The organism is Nocardiopsis sp. CNZ308 (assembly GCF_004217075.1).
The window spans coordinates 2,380,284-2,398,135 of record NZ_SHKJ01000001.1; the positions used below are offsets into that span (position 1 = coordinate 2,380,284).

Annotated in this window: 18 protein-coding genes; 11 read left to right on the forward strand and 7 right to left on the reverse strand. The window is 73.6% G+C overall.

The window, feature by feature from the left end; translation table 11 throughout:
- Positions 1 to 17: 17 nt before the first annotated feature.
- The 3 genes from EV372_RS10305 to EV372_RS10315 all read right to left on the reverse strand — a co-directional run bounded on the left by EV372_RS10305 (position 18) and on the right by EV372_RS10315 (position 3,801).
- Positions 18 to 1,721 carry a choice-of-anchor I family protein gene (locus EV372_RS10305; RefSeq protein WP_130395838.1) on the reverse strand — a complete coding sequence of 568 codons (1,704 nt, stop codon included), beginning with the start codon at positions 1,719 to 1,721 and terminating at the stop codon, positions 18 to 20.
- A gap of 480 nt (positions 1,722 to 2,201) precedes the next feature.
- Positions 2,202 to 2,615: a hypothetical protein gene (locus EV372_RS10310; RefSeq protein WP_013155757.1), complete on the reverse strand. Its 414-nt coding sequence runs from the start codon at positions 2,613 to 2,615 to the stop codon at positions 2,202 to 2,204.
- A gap of 427 nt (positions 2,616 to 3,042) precedes the next feature.
- Positions 3,043 to 3,801 (reverse strand): protein phosphatase 2C domain-containing protein, encoded by a 759-nt coding sequence (locus EV372_RS10315; protein ID WP_130395839.1) that lies wholly within the window; start codon positions 3,799 to 3,801, stop codon positions 3,043 to 3,045.
- Positions 3,802 to 4,207: 406 nt separating this feature from the next.
- On the opposite strand from EV372_RS10315, the gene EV372_RS10320 reads away from it, so the two are divergent.
- Positions 4,208 to 5,752, forward strand: a complete 1,545-nt coding sequence (locus EV372_RS10320) for a stealth family protein (protein WP_253795694.1) — start codon at positions 4,208 to 4,210, stop codon at positions 5,750 to 5,752.
- Between the two features lie 54 nt (positions 5,753 to 5,806).
- Here the strand turns inward: EV372_RS10320 and EV372_RS10325 are convergent, their stop codons facing one another.
- The 4 genes from EV372_RS10325 to EV372_RS10345 all read right to left on the reverse strand — a co-directional run bounded on the left by EV372_RS10325 (position 5,807) and on the right by EV372_RS10345 (position 9,642).
- Entirely contained in the window at positions 5,807 to 6,544 is a 738-nt protein-coding gene (locus tag EV372_RS10325) for a L,D-transpeptidase family protein (RefSeq protein WP_130395841.1), read from the reverse strand.
- 244 nt (positions 6,545 to 6,788) lie between these two features.
- A complete protein-coding gene (locus tag EV372_RS10330) occupies positions 6,789 to 7,742 on the reverse strand; it encodes an ACT domain-containing protein (protein ID WP_130395842.1) in 954 nt (317 codons plus the stop codon).
- Positions 7,743 to 8,545: 803 nt separating this feature from the next.
- Positions 8,546 to 9,103 carry an anti-sigma factor gene (locus EV372_RS10340; protein WP_130395843.1) on the reverse strand — a complete coding sequence of 186 codons (558 nt, stop codon included), beginning with the start codon at positions 9,101 to 9,103 and terminating at the stop codon, positions 8,546 to 8,548.
- Positions 9,094 to 9,642 carry an RNA polymerase sigma factor gene (locus EV372_RS10345; RefSeq protein WP_130395844.1) on the reverse strand — a complete coding sequence of 183 codons (549 nt, stop codon included), beginning with the start codon at positions 9,640 to 9,642 and terminating at the stop codon, positions 9,094 to 9,096. The genes EV372_RS10340 and EV372_RS10345 overlap by 10 nt, the downstream gene beginning before the upstream one ends.
- Before the next feature lie 208 nt (positions 9,643 to 9,850).
- On the opposite strand from EV372_RS10345, the gene EV372_RS10350 reads away from it, so the two are divergent.
- From EV372_RS10350 to EV372_RS10395, 10 genes are all read left to right on the forward strand, one after another.
- On the forward strand, positions 9,851 to 10,354 hold the full coding sequence (locus EV372_RS10350) for an Asp23/Gls24 family envelope stress response protein (RefSeq protein WP_130395845.1): 504 nt from the start codon (positions 9,851 to 9,853) through the stop codon (positions 10,352 to 10,354).
- Between the two features lie 54 nt (positions 10,355 to 10,408).
- On the forward strand, positions 10,409 to 10,594 hold the full coding sequence (locus tag EV372_RS10355) for a hypothetical protein (protein WP_019609456.1): 186 nt from the start codon (positions 10,409 to 10,411) through the stop codon (positions 10,592 to 10,594).
- Positions 10,591 to 11,073, forward strand: a complete 483-nt coding sequence (locus EV372_RS10360; RefSeq protein ID WP_130395846.1) for an Asp23/Gls24 family envelope stress response protein — start codon at positions 10,591 to 10,593, stop codon at positions 11,071 to 11,073. Before EV372_RS10355 ends, EV372_RS10360 begins: the two co-directional genes overlap by 4 nt.
- Before the next feature lie 19 nt (positions 11,074 to 11,092).
- Positions 11,093 to 11,731, forward strand: coding sequence for a DUF6286 domain-containing protein (locus EV372_RS10365; RefSeq protein WP_130395847.1), 639 nt, complete (start codon positions 11,093 to 11,095; stop codon positions 11,729 to 11,731).
- A 2-nt stretch (positions 11,732 to 11,733) separates the two neighbouring features.
- Complete coding sequence (locus tag EV372_RS10370; protein WP_130395848.1) at positions 11,734 to 12,423, forward strand: hypothetical protein; 690 nt, start codon at positions 11,734 to 11,736, stop codon at positions 12,421 to 12,423.
- A 486-nt stretch (positions 12,424 to 12,909) separates the two neighbouring features.
- Complete coding sequence (locus EV372_RS10375) at positions 12,910 to 13,710, forward strand: ABC transporter permease (RefSeq protein WP_130395849.1); 801 nt, start codon at positions 12,910 to 12,912, stop codon at positions 13,708 to 13,710.
- Positions 13,703 to 14,539: an ABC transporter permease gene (locus EV372_RS10380; protein WP_130395850.1), complete on the forward strand. Its 837-nt coding sequence runs from the start codon at positions 13,703 to 13,705 to the stop codon at positions 14,537 to 14,539. The genes EV372_RS10375 and EV372_RS10380 overlap by 8 nt, the downstream gene beginning before the upstream one ends.
- 2 nt (positions 14,540 to 14,541) lie before the next feature.
- Positions 14,542 to 15,534: an ABC transporter ATP-binding protein gene (locus EV372_RS10385; protein WP_019609462.1), complete on the forward strand. Its 993-nt coding sequence runs from the start codon at positions 14,542 to 14,544 to the stop codon at positions 15,532 to 15,534.
- A 326-nt stretch (positions 15,535 to 15,860) separates the two neighbouring features.
- Positions 15,861 to 16,769 (forward strand): DMT family transporter, encoded by a 909-nt coding sequence (locus EV372_RS10390; RefSeq protein WP_130395851.1) that lies wholly within the window; start codon positions 15,861 to 15,863, stop codon positions 16,767 to 16,769.
- A 456-nt stretch (positions 16,770 to 17,225) separates the two neighbouring features.
- The gene (locus EV372_RS10395; protein ID WP_130395852.1) at positions 17,226 to 17,810 is read left to right on the forward strand and encodes a hypothetical protein; all 585 of its coding nucleotides are present in this window, start codon (positions 17,226 to 17,228) and stop codon (positions 17,808 to 17,810) included.
- Positions 17,811 to 17,852: the final 42 nt, after the last annotated feature.

Here is a 17,852-nt window from a genome sequence, read left to right on the forward strand (position 1 = left end):
CCGGCGGCGGAGCGCGGTCAGGCCGGGTCGACCCGGTACAGGGTGGTCGTTCCGGAGACCTCGTTGGCCACGGCCAGCATCGGCACGCCCCGGATCGGCGAGTCCGAGGCGCTGATGAAGGCCAGGCCCTCCGCGCCGAGGTCGCCCGCCTCGCCGGTGCCGGGATCGGCGGTGAAGTCGCGGTTGTTGAGGTACTGCACGAAGGACGCCTCGCGGGGGTCGGTGACGTCGTAGACCATCACCCCGCCCACCCGCTCCAGGCCCACGAACGCGTAGGTGCGGCCCGCCACCTCGCCGAGCACGACCCCCTCGGGCTCGGGGCCCTTGTCGTCGCTGCGGTTGTCGAAGGCGTTCTCCGAGTGGTTGGAGTTGAAGAACTCCGGCTCGGCCTCGGCGGTGATCCGCTCGAAGTCCGACCCGGAGTCGAAGAGCAGCTCGCCCTCGGTGGTGAAGATCGAGAACGAGCGTCCGCCGAACGCGTACACGTCCTCGTAGCAGCTGCCGTCCTCGCGCAGGCCCTCGGCGGCGGTGACCGTCAGCCTGCCCATGTTGGCCTCGTCGAGCAGTTCCCCGGTGCTGTCGACGCCCAGGTCGTTGTCGGCCAGGAACTCCCGCAGGCGCGGGGAGTCCTCGCACAGCGGGGTCTCCTCGGCCAGGTCGCCCAGGCGCGTCTCCTCGGAGTAGCCGTCCCAGTCGCGGGTGTCGCCCTCGTTCGCGGTGACCATCAGGGTCTGGCCGCGCCAGCGGTAGGTGTCGAACCCGTCGGGCTGGTACATGCCGTACACCGGCCAGTTGGCGATGCGGATGGCGTCGTCCCGGTTCGACACGTCCAGCTCGTTGCCGGGCTCCATGTGGTCCTTGAGGCCCAGGGGCACGATGTCGGTGAACTCGGCGGTGCGCAGGTCCAGCAGCGCGACGGCGTTGGCCTCCTGGAGCACCACCTGGGCGCTGTAGGCGGTGTCCGCGGAGATGTACTCCGGTTCCAGGTTGCGCGCCACCCGGCCCGGGGTGCCCGGTTCACCGGTGGACAGGTCCGGCCCGAACACCCGCACCCCCGGGGGCAGCTCCCGCTCCCCGTCCCAGGCACGGAAGTCGGCGGTGCGCACGTCGTCCTGGGTGAGGGCGGCGGGCCTGCGGTTCACTCGGATGACGCTCACCGAGCCCTCGGGGTCGGCCGAGTAGTCGTCGCTGGGCTCCCCCTCGTTGGCCACCAGCAGCAGTCTGCCCTCGGGCGTGAAGGCGGCCATGTCCGGCAGGGCGCCGACCCGGACCGCGTTGAGCGCGGTGCCGTCGGTGTCGTAGAAGACCACCCAGCCGTCGTGGGTGCGGTCGGGGGCCTCCACCGCCACGGCCACGGTGTCGCCGTGGACCGCCACGGAGTTGGCGACCGCGCCCTCCGGCACCACCGAGCCGTCGGCCGCCTCGACCCCGGGCGTGCGCAGGTCGAACAGCTTGGCGGGGGCCGTGGGGTCGGAGACGTCGAGCACCTCCACGGTGGCGGCCAGGGCGTTGACCACGTACAGGCGCTGGGCGCGCGGGTCGTGGGCGACGATCTCCGCCGCCGCCTCGTCGAAGGAGCCGGTGCGGTAGCTGCCGAGGGCGGACAGTTCGACGCCGTCGCGCCCGCCCTCGCGGGGCTCCTGCCGCTCCGCGTGTGCGGGGGCCGCCGTACCGGTGAGGGCGACGGCGAGGGACACCGCGACCGCCGTGGTCTTGCGCATACGTGCTTCCTGAGGGCTCTGGGGGAATGGGCGCGGTCACGCCCGCGCCGAAGCCAACCAGGGGCGGACGAGGTCGGGCTGAACGCCCGGTGGCGCGGGGGTGAAGGCGGGTGGCGACCGGTCCGAGGCGGCGGGGCCCGGTGGGAGGGGACCGCGGGCTTCGGGCACGGGTGACCCGTGGCCGGACGGAGAGCCGGGCGCTCGCGTGCCAGCGCCGTGACGGCGGCCGTCCTCTGGCGACCCTATCGGTCGCGGGAATGTGCTTGACGCTGTCCTACCTGTGGAAATTCCGCGCGCATGATGCCAAATCGGTGCATTCGCAGACCGGCGCACCGGAGAAATCCGCGGAAAGGGCCGCCGCGGGCACGTGCCCGAACGGCACGGGAAAAGGGCGCGGCGCGGGTTCGACGGGTGTCGGGCCCCGGTGGCGACGGATGCGGCGGGGCCGCCGGGAAAGGCCGGGGGAAAGCCCCGGGGAACTCAGTGACCGGCCGACCGGAGCCTGTGCCAGGCGGTCGTCCAGCGCTGGCGCTCGGCGGCGTCCTCGCCGGCGCAGGCGGTCACGAAGGCCATCAGGAAGACGTACCGGGGCAGCTGGGTCCCCTCCAGGACGTCGCGGAAGGTGGTCGCACGCACCGCTCCCCCGCACAGGTACTCCAGCTCCAGGTAGGACCAGTCGCCCGCCCAGACGAGGTAGCGGCGCATGACCAGCAGGAACTCCGCGGGCGTCTCGGCGTCCAGGGGGTTGGGCCGACCCTCGTAGCCGTCCAGGGCGCGGACGGTCGGGTGGCGCTCGACGGCGGAGCTGGGGGTCGTGAGGACCCGGTCGAGCCAGCTGGTGCGACCGAGGGACCGGTTCGGTCCGGTGGGTTCGAGGACGCCCGTGGTGGTCACACCTTCTCCTTTTCACCGGTCGAAATCGACGTCATGGGGGTTCTCTCGTACGCGCCGCGCCTGTTCGGCGCGCACGTGAGCAGGGGGATGGAGAGAACGACGAAGGCCGGATACCAGCTGTTGTGGGGAGAACTCCGACGCTTCGGTTACGGAGAAACCTACCGGATGAACACGGAACGCGAAAGCGCCTGGCGGCACGGTTTCGGAGAGGCGTTGGTCTCCCCCGTGTGTGACGTCGCCGCTGTCGCTTCCACTGTTGTGTGCTTTTACCGCAAAGGACAACAAAGGACATCTGGAACACCGAGCAAAACGTCCCCCGTGACGGTAGTGCCCGAAACGCGACCACCTGGGACGTCAGGGGGGAGGCTCCCGGGTCCACCAGATTAGTTTGTCCGAATAGGTAATTTAAGGGCGACCGTAACCAGGGTCACGGTGTCCACGCCAGCACCGTGGCGTCGTCGCTCCCCTTGCCGCGCGGATGACGGAGCCGGTCGGGGTCGGCGGCCTCCAGTCCGCGCACCCGGTCCAGCAGGGCGCGCGGCCCCCTGTCCGAAACCAGGGCGAAGGCCCGGTCCCAATCCAGGTCCCCGAAGAGGTCCACCACCCGGCTCGCCCCGTCGGTCATGGCGGTGAAGCGTCCGAGGGGCAGGGTTCCGGTCAGCGCCTCCTCGGCCGCCCGGGGGTGGGCTCCCGCCGTCCAGAAACCCCCGGGAACGTTGCGGTACGCGCGGATGGCGTCCCAGGGGCTCCCCCGGCGGGCCAGATCGCCCCTGAGGTCGTCCAGACGGGTGTCGGTGAGCACGCGCACCCCGCCCCCGTCCTCCACCAGCAGCACGGAGTCGGACAGCACCAGGTACTCCAGCGCGTCGGAGTCCGCCCGGACCGCCACGACCGTGGCGGACGGGCTCTCCTGGTTGGCCAGGTCGCAGGTGTGCGCGTGCAGGGCGGAGGCCGTCGCGATCGCCTCGGCCAGGGCCTCGCGCAGGGGGAGTCCCGCGTCGGCCCCGGCCAGCAGCAGCGCGCCGAGCCGCCGGGTGTACCAGGCCACCCCGTGGGAACAGCCCGTCTCCACGTCCCGCGGCGCGCTCGCCCCGTCCAGGAGGACCGCGCTGGTCGCGGTCGCCGCGGCGAAGTCCTCGTTGGGTCGGCCGGGGTCACCCGGCTCCGTGGCGACGTGGAAGGGCACTGCCGGATCTCCCGTTCACGGACGGCGCGTCTGTCGTGGTCACCGCGGCCCCGCCCCGGAGCCGCGATGACCGCTCCCTACCCCGGGAAGTCACACCCATGGAAAGCACATCTTTCGGGTAGGTGAACAGTTCAGTATATTTCTGGAGGCCACCGGCATTGCGCGATCCGACTCGGGTGAGGGCGCGGGCAGAGGAAACACGCTCCGCGACGAAAGCGGCGACCCGCACACGCGGGGACCAGAAAAGGACGAGAAGCCGACAAAGGGACGGATCCCCATGCGGAATATTCCCTACTACTTCCGGAGAGCCAGGCGAATACTCAGGAGAATGGTTCCGGTCCCGGTCAGGAAGGTGCTCTTCCTTCCCGTCTCGTGGAGGCACCGGAGGAGGGACCCGGAGCTCACCGTGTCGACCTACCGGCGCGAACCCGTCCTCGCACGGCGCTGGTCCGGTCCCTTCGACGTCGAGGACTTCGTCGCCCGGCAGACGAACCGCTTCGCCGACCTCCTGCGTGAACGGGGGATCGACTACTTCTTCTCCCGGTCCAACGGCGTGTACCACCGTTCGGTCGCCGTGTCCGAGGAGGACAGGGCCGAGGTCCTGTCGGTCCTCGCCTCCCGCTACAGCCTCCGCGGCTCGTACGTGAGGACCCCGGCCGGGTACCGGCCCCTGTCCCCGCTCCGGCTGCGCCGGCTCCGCCGCGCCCCGGTGATCCGGCTCGGGGAGCACGTCGTCGGCGACCGGGGCCCCGCGGCCGTCGGCCCCGCCCACGGCTTCACCGTGGAGTTCTGGCAGGAGGGCGAGAGGTTCCTGGCCTCCCCCGACCACGAGGAGAGGCTCGACCGGCTCCGGGTCGTGGCGCCCGAACACGTCCTGCGGGAGTCGCTCATCGCGCCGCAGCCCAACCCGGTGAGCGAGGTGATCCCCGGCAAGGCCCGGAAGACCGCCGAGATCAGGGTCGGCGACCGGACCCATCCCACTCTGGACGCCTTCACCTGGGAACTCGCCACCGACCTCGCCTTCGAGATCGACGCCGTCTACACCTGGGTCGACGGGGCCGACCAGGCCTGGCGCGCCAAGCGCGACGCCCACCTCGGGGCGAACGCCCCGGCCAACCCCCACTCCGCCTCCGACTCCCGCTACACCAGCCGGGACGAACTCCTCTACTCCCTGCGCTCGCTGGAGATGTTCGCCCCCTTCGTACGCAACGTCTACATCGTCACCGACGGCCAGACGCCGCCGTGGCTGGACACCGACCATCCACGGGTACGGGTGGTGGACCACACCGAGATCTTCACTGACCCGTCGGTCCTCCCGGTGTTCAACTCGCACGCCATCGAGTCGCAGCTGCACCACATCGAGGGCCTGGCCGAGCACTACCTGTACCTCAACGACGACGTGTTCTTCGGTCGGCCCGTGTCCCCCTCCCTCTTCTTCCACCCCAACGGGCTCGTGAAGCTGAACCCCTCCCCCTACCGTTTCGGCCTGGGCGAGGTCAGCGAGGAGGACCAGCCCGTGGACGCCGCCGCCAAGCGCAACGGCGCGCTGCTGGAGAAGCACTTCGGCAAGGTGCCCGTGTCCAAGTTCAAGCACACGCCCATCCCGCAGCGCCGGTCGGTGGTCCAGGAACTGGAGGAGAGGTTCCCCGAGATCTTCAGGCGGACGGCGGCGTCGCGGTTCCGGCACCCGGACGACCACTCCGTGCCGTCGTCCCTGCACCACTACTACGCGCTGTTCACGGGCAGGGCGGTGATGGGCGGCCTGCGCTACACCTACCTCAACCTGGCCGACCTGGACGCGGTGCGGTACCGGACCGCGTCCCTGCTGGCCCAGCGCGACTTCGACACCTTCTGCGTGAACGACACCACGGAACCGGACGAGGAGGCCGAGAGGTACGTCGACGGGTTCCTCGGCGACTACTTCCCCTTCAGGAGCGGTTTCGAGAGATGAGGGGCCGCCAGGTGGGGGCGGGGCGGCCCGGCCGCGACCGGGCCGCCCCCGGGGTCAGCGCACCAGGACGGTGGTGTGCACGTCGATGTTGCCGCTCTCCCAGAGCCAGTCCATCGCGGCCAGGCTCACACGGGCGCACCCGTGGGAGGCGGGCTGGGCCGGGACGACCGGGTACCCGTGCACGGCGATGCCGCCGTTGAAGTACTTCGGTCTGTACAGCGCGCCGTAGGGACCGGGGTCCCAGGCGTCGACCTCGCGGAAGACGGTGTAGGTGCCGGTCGGGGTGGTGGCGATCCGCTCGGTGCCGTCCGAGGACTCGTAGGGCTGGCCGGATCCGGTGGAGGTGTTGAGGACGCGCTCCACCTCGCCGCCGGAGACCACCAGCAACAGCTGCCGGTCCAGGTCGATCTCCAGCAGGTCGCCGGAGGTGCTCTGGGCCTCGGGGAGCACGCCCTCGGCGAGGGCGGCGCGGGTGGCGGGGCCCACGACGCCGTCGCGGGCGATCCCGGCGGCCTTCTGGAGCGCCACGACGGCCTGCTCGGTGTGGAAGCCGAACTGGCCGTCCACGCCGTCGATCCAGTAGCCCAGTTCGGCGAGGCGCTCCTGGACGGCGCTCACCCCGGCTCCGGAGCTGCCCTGGCGCAGTTCCGGTCCGGTGCTGACCGAGGTCGGGGCGGCGTGCGCGGACGGGGCCGCCACGACGACGCCCAGGATCAGGGCGAACGCCGCGGCCACGGCCAGGAGGAGGGTGTGCTTCGGGTGCGGTGTCGGGAGGAATCGGGGGGTTGCCATACGTCCTCCTTACCCACCCGGAGCGCGGTTCTCCCCGCCCCGCGGAACCTGTGGACGACTCTCCTCTCCGTGCGCGGGCGGACGTGTGCGGACGCGCTGGCGGTTTTTCGGGCCGCGCGCCCGCCGCGACGACACGCGGACGCTGACGGCGGGCGGCGGCCGGACCCGAGGCGCCCGGCGCCGGCCGTCAGGGACGCCTCCCACCACGCGCTCGGCGCGCGGTCCGGGGCGGGCCCGGCCGGGTTCAGCGCCCTCCGGGTCCCGGATCGTGCGAACGCGCGTGCAGGGACGAGGCGACGTGGGCCAGGGCCCGGCACCGGGCGAACTCCACGGCGGTGAAGGGGATGACCTCCCGGCGGACGGTCAGGACGCCGCCGTCGGGCGCCGGAAGGGTCATCACCGTGCCGGACAGGTCCTCGCGGGCCGCTCCGGCGGGCGGTTCGGCGGTGTGCTCCACGGCCCGTGCCGAGGCCAGGGACAGCAGCGAGCGCTCCAGCGTGGTCGCCCCGGTGACCAGGGCGCTGACCAGGGCGAGCGTGCGGCTGGTGGTGTCGCTGAGCTCGTGGACGTCGGCGCGGCGCACGGCGGCTTCGCGCCCGCCCGCCTCCCGTACGGCGGTGTACAGGTCGCCCTCCCCCACGTGCGCGGGAGCGCTGACGAAGAACTCGTCCACGGCGTCCGCCCCCGCCGGGTGCACCTGCATGAGCCGGATGTCGATCCCGAGGGCGGCGAACCGCGCGGTGAGCGCGGCCAGGCCGCCGGGCACGTCGGCGACCGTCGCGCGGACGCTCCACAGCAGGTCGTCGGACGGCGCCGTGTTCCCGGACGGCGCCGTGTTCTCGGATGTCCCGGTGCCGCGGGACGCACCGTCGCCGCCGGTCAGCCCGCCGTTCGCGTACGGTCCGGTACCCGCGGGCGGCCCGGCGCTCCCGGACGCGTTCACCGCTCCGGAGCCCCGGGGCGGCCGGGGAGCGGACGCGGCCTTGTGGCGGCGCCACCGGTGGACCGCGGAGACCGCGAGCAGCAGCAGTCCCACGGTGATCAGGACGCGGACGCCCGCGTCGCTGTGCCCGAGGGAGAGCACCACCAGGTGCGCCGCACCGGCGGCGAGGAGCAGGGTGCCCAGGTCGAGTGCCTCGCGGCCGAAGAAGCCGTGGCGGTGGTCGTCGGTTCCGTGCTGTCCTTCGGAAACGTCCATGGGACCGAAGATCCCAGGGCGACGTTGCGCCCGTTCGCCCCCGCGTGAAGGACCGGTAACGGCGGAGGGTGACTCTGGCCACTCCGACGGTACGCGCACGTCCCCGAGGCGGACGCGCCCGGAGGCGGACGGCTCCCGGCCGGGGCCGGGAAACGGCTGCCGCACCGGCGTTCCCGCGACCGTGACGCTCTCCGAAAGCCCGCCCGAACAGCGGGGACGTCGGCCGTCCCGGTTTCGCGCACACGGAATGTGCCGTGCCGCACAGCGCTTCTACCGTGAGGTGGAACGACACCGGTGTGTCCTCCCCATGACGGCACCCTCCCCGTTGGACGCCTTCCGTCCACAGACGCATGGAGCACGCGGAACACATGAAGCGCGACGTGACCAGGACCGGACCGCAGAACAGGGCCCGCCATCCGCACCCGCGAACACCGGGCGGTTCCGAGGCGCCGGTGCGCACACTGCGCGCCCGGCACCCGCTGCCGCTCCTGGTCACCGGGGCCGCCGCCTCCCTGGTGGCCCTCCTGGCGACCGCCGAGATCACCGCCACCCTGGCGGGCAGTCCCCTGCACCACCAGAGGTCGGCCTGGTTCGACGCCCACGGCCACGACCAGCTCTGGGCGACCCCCGAGACGATGCTCGCGTCCGCGCTGCTCATGTCCCTGGGGCTGACCGTCGTCGTGCTCGCGCTCGTTCCCGCGCGCGGCGACTGGATGGCGCTGTGCGACGACGGGGTCCGGCCCGCCGACGGCGTGCCCGGCCCGGTCCGCGAGGCGGAGGAGCAGGCGCCGACGGCTCCGCCCTCACCGTCCCGGGGCCGGGTCGTCCAGGTCGACGACATCGATGTCGAGGCGGGCGACGGGCAGACCGAGCCGCTGTTCGGCCAGGGAGCGCATGGCGCGCCGGGCGGCGTCGGCGGCGTCCGGGATGGGGAAGCCGACGGCGACCCGCGCCGTGGCCCGGACGGAGAGGCCCTCGCGGGTCTGCTCGACGCGGCAGCGGCCGACCACGACCCCCGGAACGGACTCGACGGAGGTCCGGAGCATGGCCGCCACGGCCGACTCCCTGACCTCGGTGCCGCCGGGGCCTGAGCCGCTCAGGACGATCGTCCCCTCGGAGCGGCGCTCGGCGCGCACCACGCGCATGACGTCCGTGAGCAGCCCGGGAGGCGCGGTGACCTCCTCCTCGTCGTCCCGGCGCACCGCTTCGACGAGTGGGCGCAGCTCGCCCGCCTCCGCCCGGCAGTGCTCGCAGGAGGACTCGTGCTCGGTGAGCCGACCGGACAGCAGGTCCCTCAGGAGTGCGTCCACCGAGGTCCCGCAGGGCAGTCGGTCGTGGTCGTCGGACGGGTCTACCGCCATGGCTCAAGCGCCTCCACGAGATGGGTACGCGCGCGGTGAATACGTCCACGCACAGCGGTCGGGGTCGTGTCGACGATCTCCGCTATCTCTTCATAGCCCAATCCTTCCATTTCGCGCAGAACCCAGCAGATCCGCTGCGGGGGCGGCAACCCCGACAGCGCTTCGAGCAGCGCCTCGCGCAGGTCGCCCGCGAGCGTCTCCCCCGCCGGTCCGGGTTCCCTCGCCTCCAACCGTTCGTCGTCCTCCACCGGTTCCACCGGTCTGCGGTCCCGCAGCATGTTCAGGGCGCGCCGTCCCACGATGCGGTTGAGCCAGGCGGGGAAGCTCTGCGGGTCGGCGAGTTCGGGAAGCCTGCGCCACGCGGTGATCAGGGCCTCCTGGGCCGCGTCGCGCGCGTCCGCGGGATCGCGCAGCACACGCAGGGCGATCCGGTAGACGGTGTCCTGGTGCCGACGGACGAGGTCCTCGAACGCCCTGTCGTCCCCGTCCTGGGCGCGCTCCACGAGCACGCTCTCCGGAAGTGCGGTTTCCCTGTGCATCGCCGCCGCGGCCACCCCTCCCCGTACACGAGCACAGAGAAACTACCCCAGGTTCGTGCCGAACTCGGCGGTCCCGCACCCGCGCCTCCTCCACACTAGTAGTGACACAGGTCACACGATGATGGCCGTGAGCCGACGGCCCTTCCCCGTGTCCTCCCCTGTGACGGCGCCACGACGGGTGGCGCCGAGCGAGCGAGGAGAACCAACCATGGCCGCGAAGAGCGCCCAGAGCAGTGAACTCGCCCCCGCCGAGCTGCGCGAGGCGGGCGGCGCGAGCAGCGTCCCCGTGCGCGCCCAGAACTCCCATGAGCTGAACACCGGCACCGGGCGCACCTCGATCGCCGACCACGTGGTCGCCAAGATCGCCGGTATGGCCGCCCGGGAGGTCCGGGGCGTCCACCACATGGGCGGCGGGGCCGGACGCGCCTTCGACGCCGTCCGCGAGCGCATCCCCGGCTCCACCTCCACCGGCACCGCGGCGCGCGGCGTGGCCGTGGAGGTCGGTGAGCGCCAGGCCGCGGTGGACATCAACCTCGTCGTCGAGTACGGCGTCTCGATCCCCGACCTGGCGGCCGCCGTGCGGCGCAACGTCATCTCCGGCGTGGAGCGGATGACCGGTCTGGAGGTCACGGAGGTCAACGTGACCGTGGACGACATCCACCTGCCGGACGAGGAGGAGAGCCGTTCCGCCGCCGAGCCGAGGGTCAGGTGACGGCGGAGCGGACAGCGGCACACCGGCAGACACGACGTGAGGGAGTGAGGACCCATGTGGTCGATCGTCGGACTCGCCTTCGGGGCGGTCCTCGGGCTCGCCGCCGCCTTCGGCGGCTTCGGGGCCTTCCTCCTGGTCCTGGTCCTGGGAGCCGCGGGCTTCCTGGCCGGGAGGGCCTACGAGGGCGAGGTCGACCTCGCCGAGCTGTTCACGCGCCGTGAGCGCGGTGGTCGCCTGTGAGCGCCGCCGAGGCCTCCCCGGGGAGCCGCGGACCGGCCCCCGGGGAGGACGCCGCGGGGACCGGGGCGGCCGTGGAGGCCTCCGGAACACCCGGCGCGCGCACCCGGTCCGGCGCCGGGCCGGACCGGCACGCGCCCCGGGTGCCGCCCGAGGAGCGCGGCACCACGGTCGTGTCCGACCGGGCGGTCCGCCGCCTGGCGTGCGCGGCCGCCGCCGAGCACCGGTCCACCCGTCCCCTGGGCGACCGGCTGGGCGGGCTGGCGGGCGAGGGCCGCGGGGCCCGCGCCGAGGTGCGCCGGGGCGGCTCCCGCGTGGGGCTGCGCCTGGAGATCGCCGTCGCCTACCCCTCCCCGCTCGCCCGCACCGCCGAGGAGGTCCGCGCGCACGTGGCCGCCGCGGTGGAGGGCCTCACCGGGCTGACCGTCCACAGCACCGACATCGAGATCGTCGAACTCGTACCCGCGCCGCGGGTGCGCTGAGCCATCGGAGGAAGCGGAGATGACTCCCCTCCAGGAGGAGGCGCGGACCCACGAGGCGTCCGCGGACCCGGGCGGCCCCCCGCCCGGGGGCCGGCGCGGGGACCTCGGGGCCCGGCGGACCGCGGTGAGGGTCTTCCGGCCCCGGCGGACGCTGCCCGCCGTCGTGGTCGCCGCCTCGGTGGCGGTGGTCTCCGGGCTGGTGCTCGCCGTGATCACCGCGAGCATGGTCGGCGCGCCCGCGCCGTTCCCCGCGGTGGACGGCGTGGCCGCCCGCGCCGCCACGGTCCCGTGGGAGGCGCCCGAGACCATGCTGGCCTCAGGGGTCGCCGCCGCCCTGGGCCTGACTCTGCTGACCGCGGCGTCGCTGCCCGGGTACGGCGGCCACCTGGTCCTGCGCACCGACGACCGCGACATGGCCGTGGGCCTGTCCCGGCGGGCGCTGCGCGACCTCCTCGCCGTCTCGGCGCGCGGGGTGGACGGCGTCCGCGGCGCCCGGGTGCGGGTGGGCCGCCGCACGGTGCGGGTGCGGGCGCGCACGCACATGCGCGGCGCCCACTGGCTGAGGCGGGACGTGGACGCGGCCGTGCGCCGGAGGCTTGAGGAACTCGTTCCGGTCCGCGCTCCGAGGGTCCGCGTCCGGGTGCGGGAGGAGGCGTGAGCATGGACGGACAGCGATCCGCACCGGAGCCGGACCCGTCCGGAACGACACGCGCCGACGCGCCCCGCCCGGACTCTCCGACCCGGTCCACGATCCGGGGATTCCCCCACCGCCGCAGCAGGAGGACCGCGCGGGGCAACCGGATCGGGCTGTTCCTCACGGGCCTGGTGCTCCTGGTCGGCGGCGCGGCCGGACTCGCCGTCGGCGGCGGCCTGTTCGGCGACGGCCCCGCCGCCGCCCCGCTGACCGGCCTCGAACCGGTGGCACGGGCCCTGGCCTGGCCCTGGACACCCCATGCCGCCGCGGCGGTCGCACTGGTGCTCACCGTGCTGGCCGTGCGATGGCTCCTGGTCCAGGGCCGCGCCCACCGCCCGCGCAGGCTGATCGTGGGCGCGGACACGGCGGCGGGACGGACCGAGGTGTCGCCGTCCGCCGCCGGGAACGCCCTGGTCGCCCGGCTCAGCGCGCACCCGCGCGTGGTGCGCGGCAGGGCGAGGTTCACCGAGTCCGCGCGGGAGCCGCGCCTGTGGCTCGACCTGGTGCTGACCGAGGACGCCGATCCCGTGGAGGTGTGGCACGCCTGCCGGGACGAGGGGGTCGGCTCCCTGCGCGAGTCCCTGGAACTGGAGCGGCTGCCCACCGTCATGCGCATGTCGGCCTCGGGGCGCGGCGGGGGCAGAGACCTCGCCTGACCCCGTACGCCCCACTGGGGAGAACGGAAGCCAGGCCCCGCCTGGCCCCGTACTCCCCGCTGGACACACGTGGGTGAGGCCCCCTGTCCCGCACGCCCCGTTGGAGAGAGGCGGGCGCGGACTCCTCACCTGCCCCGCACCCCCGCCGAGGGGGCGGGAGCGAGGACCCCGCCCGGTCCGTGCGTCCCCGATGAGGGGAGGGGGACGTGACCGGGCGGGCGACGGGGGCGGCGCGGTCCGCCGGTGGATCGGGGAGACACCGGCGTGACCCCGCCCCCGTCATCACATGCGCCTTCCGCGCGCCCGGCTCTCACCGCGACCGGGACCTGTGGCGGCCCCGCGTGTGCTATCTTCGCCACTCGCGGCGACCCGGACCTGAGCCCCGTGCGTCAGGGACGTGCCGGACCCCCGTGTCTCCCCCGGCCCCCGGTGTCGAGACCGGTAGTTCACCACCTGCACGTCTCGACACACCAGGAGTCCACGCCCGTGCGCGTCTACTTCGCGGTGTACGCCCGAGGGCTGCACCGCTACTCCACCTACCGCGCGGCCACGATCGCCGGGATCTTCACCAACTCCGTCTTCGGCACGATCAACGCCACCGTCATGCTCGCCCTGTTCGCGGCGCGCCCCGAGATCAACGGCTACGACGCCGGGGACGCCGTCACCCAGGTGTTCGTCAGCCAGGGCCTGATCGGCATGGTCGCCATCATGGGTCCGCCCCTGGAGCTGGGCGAGCGGGTGCGCTCGGGCGCCGTGGGCACCGACCTGCTGCGGCCGGTCTCCCTCCAGGGCTGGTGGCTGGCCGAGGACCTGGGCAGGGCCACGTTCAACCTGGTCTTCCGCGGGGTGCCGACGTTCGCGGTCGGGATGGTGCTGTTCGATTTGGACCTGCCCGGCGACCCGCTCCGCTGGGCCGCCGTCCTGCTGTCCGCCGTACTGGCCACGCTGGTCTCGTTCGGGCTGCGCTACCTGTACGAGCTGGCCGGGTTCTGGATCCTGGACTCCAGCGGGGTCTGGGCCGTGGCCGGGCTGCTCGGCCCGGTGGCCGCCGGGATGCTGCTGCCGCTCACCCTGTTCCCCCCGGCGCTGGCCGACACCCTGCGTCTGCTGCCGTGGGCGTCGATGGTCCAGATCCCCGCCGAGATCATGCTCGGCAAGGACACCCTGCCGGGCGGCACCGTGCTCGGCGGGCTGGCCCTCCAGGCGTGGTGGGCCGCCGCCCTGTTCGGCCTGGGCGCGTGGGTCACCGCCCGCGCGACCCGCAGGGTGGTGGTCCAGGGTGGCTGACCTGCTCTCCCGCGCCCGCGAGTCCGTGGCCTGGCCGCTGCGCGCCTACCTGCTGCTGGCCTGGACCTGGTGCCGGGCCCTGGCCCAGTACCCGACCTCGCTGGTGCTGATGACCCTGGCGACCTCGATCGGGGTGTTCGCCGAGATCGGCGCCGTCCTGGTGGTGTTCGGCCACGCCGGGCGGCTGGCGGGGTTCGACCTCGCCGAGGGGCTGCTCATCGCCGGGCTGGCCGCGACCGCCTTCGCCTGCGCCGACATGCTCCTGGGCAACGTCGAGCGGCTGGGGGAGCACATCCGCACCGGGTCGCTCGACGTGATGCTGGTGCGCCCGGTGCCGCCGCTGGTGCAGATGGCGACCGACCGGTTCGCGCCGCGCCGTCTGGGCCGGATCGTCCCGGGCTCGGTCGTGACCGTCTTCGCCCTGGCCGCGTGCGACATCGACTGGACCCCCGGCAGGGTGCTGATGCTGCCGCTGCTGCTGGCCTCGGGGACCGCGATCTGCTGCGCGGTCTGGGTCATCGGGGCGTGCCTCCAGTTCCTCGTCGCCGACGCCCGGGAGGCGGCCAACTCGGTCACCTACGGCGGGCAGGCCCTCACCGAGTACCCGCTGGCCATCTACGGCCGCGACCTCGTGCGGGCGGTGACCTTCGTGCTGCCGCTCGCCTTCGTCACCTGGCAGCCCGTCCTGTACCTGCTCGACCGCCCCGACCCGACGGGGCTGCCGGACGCCCTGCGCCACGCCACGCCCCTCGTCGCCGCCGTCCTGTGCCTGCTCGCCGCCGCCTGCTGGCGCTTCGGGCTGCGCCACTACCGATCCTCCGGGAGCTGAGCATGACCTCCGTCCGCGAGTCCGACGCGTCCGCCGCCGAGCCGATCATCGAGGCCGTCGGCCTGGGCCGCGACTTCGTCCTGTCCGAGGGGCCGTTCCTGCGGCGCAGGCGGCGCACCGTCAGCGCCGTGCGCGACGTGAACCTCACCGTGCGCCCCGGCGAGATCGTCGGTTACCTGGGCCCCAACGGCGCCGGGAAGAGCAGCACCATGAAGATGCTCACCGGCATCCTCACCCCCTCCTCCGGACACCTGCGGGTGACCGGCCTGGAGCCCTCCCGCCAGCGGACGAGGCTGGCGAGCCGGATCGGCGTGGTGTTCGGCCAACGCACCACCCTGTGGTGGGACCTGCCGCTGCGGGACAGCCTGGAGCTGACCCGGCACATGTACCGCGTTCCGGCCGCCGACCACGCGCGCCGCCTGGCCGAGATGACCGAACTCCTCGAACTCGGGCCGTTCCTCGCCACCCCGGTGCGCCAGCTCAGCCTGGGTCAGCGCATGCGCGGCGACCTCACCGCGGCCCTGCTGCACGGCCCCCGGCTGCTGGTGTTGGACGAGCCGACCATCGGTTTGGACGTGGTCAGCAAGTCGAGCATCCGCGAGTTCCTGCTGCGGCTCAACGCCGAGGAGGGCACGACCATCCTGCTGACCACGCACGACCTGGGCGACGTGGAGCGCCTGTGCGAGCGGGTGGTGGTCATCGACCGGGGGAGCCTGGCCTACGACGGCGGTCTGGACGGGCTGCGCGCGAGCGTGCCCGCGCCGCGCGTGCTGGTCGTGGACCTGGCCGAGCCCGCCCCGGATATCGAGGTGGAGGGCGGCCGGTGCGTGCGCGTGGACGGCCCCCGCCAGTGGCTGGAACTGTCGGAGAACCCGGCGGCGGTGATCGCCCGCGTCGCCCAGCGGCACGAGGTCGTCGACCTGACCCTGCGCGAGCCCGACATCGAGGGCGTGGTGGCCGCGCTGTACCGGGGGACGGCCGTCGGCGGGGTCTAGGGCCTGTTTTTTGAACCGGTCTCAGCTTGTGGGGGGGTGGTTCGGGCGCCCACGGGGTTCTGGAGGTGGCGGAGGCGGGTTCGTGAGGAACGAGCGAACCCGCCGGAGACACCGAAGGTTCCCGTGCTCCGGGCGCCCGAACACGGACCGAAGCGAAGCGGAGGTCCAAAAAAACACTGCCTAGGGCCGGCCGGAGGCACCGCCGGTGCCCCTCTCCGCGAACCGCTTCTTCGCCGGGGTCCCCGTGCGGTCGGAAACCCCGTGCCGACCGAGGTTTTCCGGCCCCCGAGGCGCCCCGGGCCCGGGGCGGCGGGATCATCGCTGTCATGGAATCAGGCGTGGTGTCGGGGATCGCGTTCGCGCTGCTCTCGTGTACGGCCTACACGGCCGCCGCGGTGGCCCAGCGCAGGCTGGCGGTACGGGTGGCCGGGCCGCTCACCGGCGGTGGGCAGGTCGCGGCCCTGCTGCGGCACCCGCTGTGGTGGCTCTCGCTGCTGTTCAACGGGGGCCGGGCCGGTTTCCAGGTGGCGGCGGTGAGCAACGCGCCGCTGACCGTGGTGCAGCCGCTGGGCGTGCTGGTGCTGGTGTTCGGCATCCCGTGGTCGGCCCGGCTGGACGGGCGGCGGGTCACCCGCGAGGAGTGGCGGGGCGCGGCGTTCACCTCGCTGGCGCTGGGCGTGCTGCTGGTGGTGACGGTGACCGGCGATCAGGGCGGTGTCCTCGACGACACCGGCTCGGTGGTGGTCGGCGGCGGTACGACCGCGCTCCTGCTGGCCACCGCGTGGGCGGCGGGCCGGGTCCGCTCGGCGGCCTGGCGCAGCTACCTGCTGGCGGGCGCGGCGGGCGCGGCCTTCGGGGTCTCCTCGGCCACGGTCAAGACGGCGGTGGCGGTCATCGGGGAGGCCGGCGCGGTCGGGCTGGTGCACGCGTCCTCGCTGGCCACGCCCGTGATCGCGGTGCTCGGGCTGTTCCTGGCCCAGGCCGCCTACCAGGGCATGGAGCTGGGCGCCCCGCTGGGGATCACCACCTTCACCAACCCCGTCTCCGCCACGGTGGTGGGCGTGGCCTTCATGGGCGAGACCTACGCGGGCGGGTGGATCGGCGGCGCGGTCGCGGTGGTGTGCGCCCTGCTGGCGGCGTACGGGATCCGGCTGCTCACGGTTCCGCGGGGTCCGGCCCCCGAGCCGGGGCCGGAGAGGCGGCGGGAGTCCGAAAGCGTGACCGGGGAGCACTGAGCGGTCAGCGCGCCCGGACGGGACGACGGGTCGGGCGCGGCCATTGCGTTGGTGGTTCGGAGTGCCCTTCGGACGCTTTTCCGTTGGCCTGAAGGTGACGAAACCCGTTGCGTAGCCGATCACGATTTCGTTGCGTTGTTTCGTCACCTGAAAACGCGTTCGGTCGCACCCTGCCGGGCACCCTCCCGGAGGCGCGGCCGGGCCACCGCGGCGGTGCCCGCCGGGGTCGGCCTCCGCGTCCCGGTGTGTGCGGCGCGGCCGCCCGGGGGTACCCGCCGAAAACGCGACCGGGCGTGCGGCACCGCCTCCGGCACCCTCGGAAGACGTCACCACGCACGCGCGGCGCGATCGGACCGCGCCTGACGGGAAGCGCGACCGGGCGTGCGCACACCGTTATGGGAACGCTCCCAAAAAGGGGGATGGGCACCCTCTGAAAACTGGGGGATACTGACCGCCATGGCCGGTACGGTCCCGCTCCGACTGCCGCGCGCCACGGTGTTCGCCGCGGTGTGCACGGGTGTGTCCTCCACCGGCCACGTCCTGGCCTCCGGGCACGCGGTGTCGCCGCTCGGCCTCGCGGCGGGGTTCGTCCTCGTCCTCGCCGTCGCCCACGGGCTCTTCCGCTCCGAGCAGCGCCTCGGTCCCCTCGTCGCGACGACGCTGTGGGGGCAGACCGCCCTACACCTGCTGTTCGCGGTCGCGTCGCCGGGCGGCTCCGCGTCGCACGGCGCCGCCCACGCGGCCGGTTCCGGGGCACTGGCCGGAGCCGGGGTCGGGCCCGGCATGCTCCTCGCCCACGCCGCCGCCGGGGTGGTGTGCGCGTGGTGGCTGCGCCAGGGAGAGCGGGCGGTCCTCGCCCTCGTCGACCTCGTGCGCTCCCTGTTCCACCGCCTGCTGGTCCTCGCCTCGGCCCCCGCCGTTCCCGCGCGCGGCGGGTCCGCGCGGATCCGCGGACGCACGCCGCTCCGGCACGGCGTCGTCCTCCTGTTCCTGCGGCACGTCCGGATCCTGCGCGGACCGCCCGCGGCCTTCCTGTCCTGAGCCATCCGCCGGTGCCGCCAGCGCCCGGCCTCCACCGACACG

Coding starts and splice junctions, on each gene's coding strand:
- EV372_RS10305 (WP_130395838.1), bottom strand. CDS start 1,721: ATGCGCAAGACCACGGCGGTCGCGGTGTCCCTCGCCGTCGCCCTCACC.
- EV372_RS10325 (WP_130395841.1), bottom strand. CDS start 6,544: ATGGCAACCCCCCGATTCCTCCCGACACCGCACCCGAAGCACACCCTC.
- EV372_RS10330 (WP_130395842.1), bottom strand. CDS start 7,742: ATGGACGTTTCCGAAGGACAGCACGGAACCGACGACCACCGCCACGGC.
- EV372_RS10340 (WP_130395843.1), bottom strand. CDS start 9,103: ATGGCGGTAGACCCGTCCGACGACCACGACCGACTGCCCTGCGGGACC.
- EV372_RS10345 (WP_130395844.1), bottom strand. CDS start 9,642: ATGCACAGGGAAACCGCACTTCCGGAGAGCGTGCTCGTGGAGCGCGCC.
- EV372_RS10350 (WP_130395845.1), top strand. CDS start 9,851: ATGGCCGCGAAGAGCGCCCAGAGCAGTGAACTCGCCCCCGCCGAGCTG.
- EV372_RS10355 (WP_019609456.1), top strand. CDS start 10,409: ATGTGGTCGATCGTCGGACTCGCCTTCGGGGCGGTCCTCGGGCTCGCC.
- EV372_RS10365 (WP_130395847.1), top strand. CDS start 11,093: ATGACTCCCCTCCAGGAGGAGGCGCGGACCCACGAGGCGTCCGCGGAC.
- EV372_RS10370 (WP_130395848.1), top strand. CDS start 11,734: ATGGACGGACAGCGATCCGCACCGGAGCCGGACCCGTCCGGAACGACA.
- EV372_RS10385 (WP_019609462.1), top strand. CDS start 14,542: ATGACCTCCGTCCGCGAGTCCGACGCGTCCGCCGCCGAGCCGATCATC.
- EV372_RS10390 (WP_130395851.1), top strand. CDS start 15,861: ATGGAATCAGGCGTGGTGTCGGGGATCGCGTTCGCGCTGCTCTCGTGT.
- EV372_RS10395 (WP_130395852.1), top strand. CDS start 17,226: ATGGCCGGTACGGTCCCGCTCCGACTGCCGCGCGCCACGGTGTTCGCC.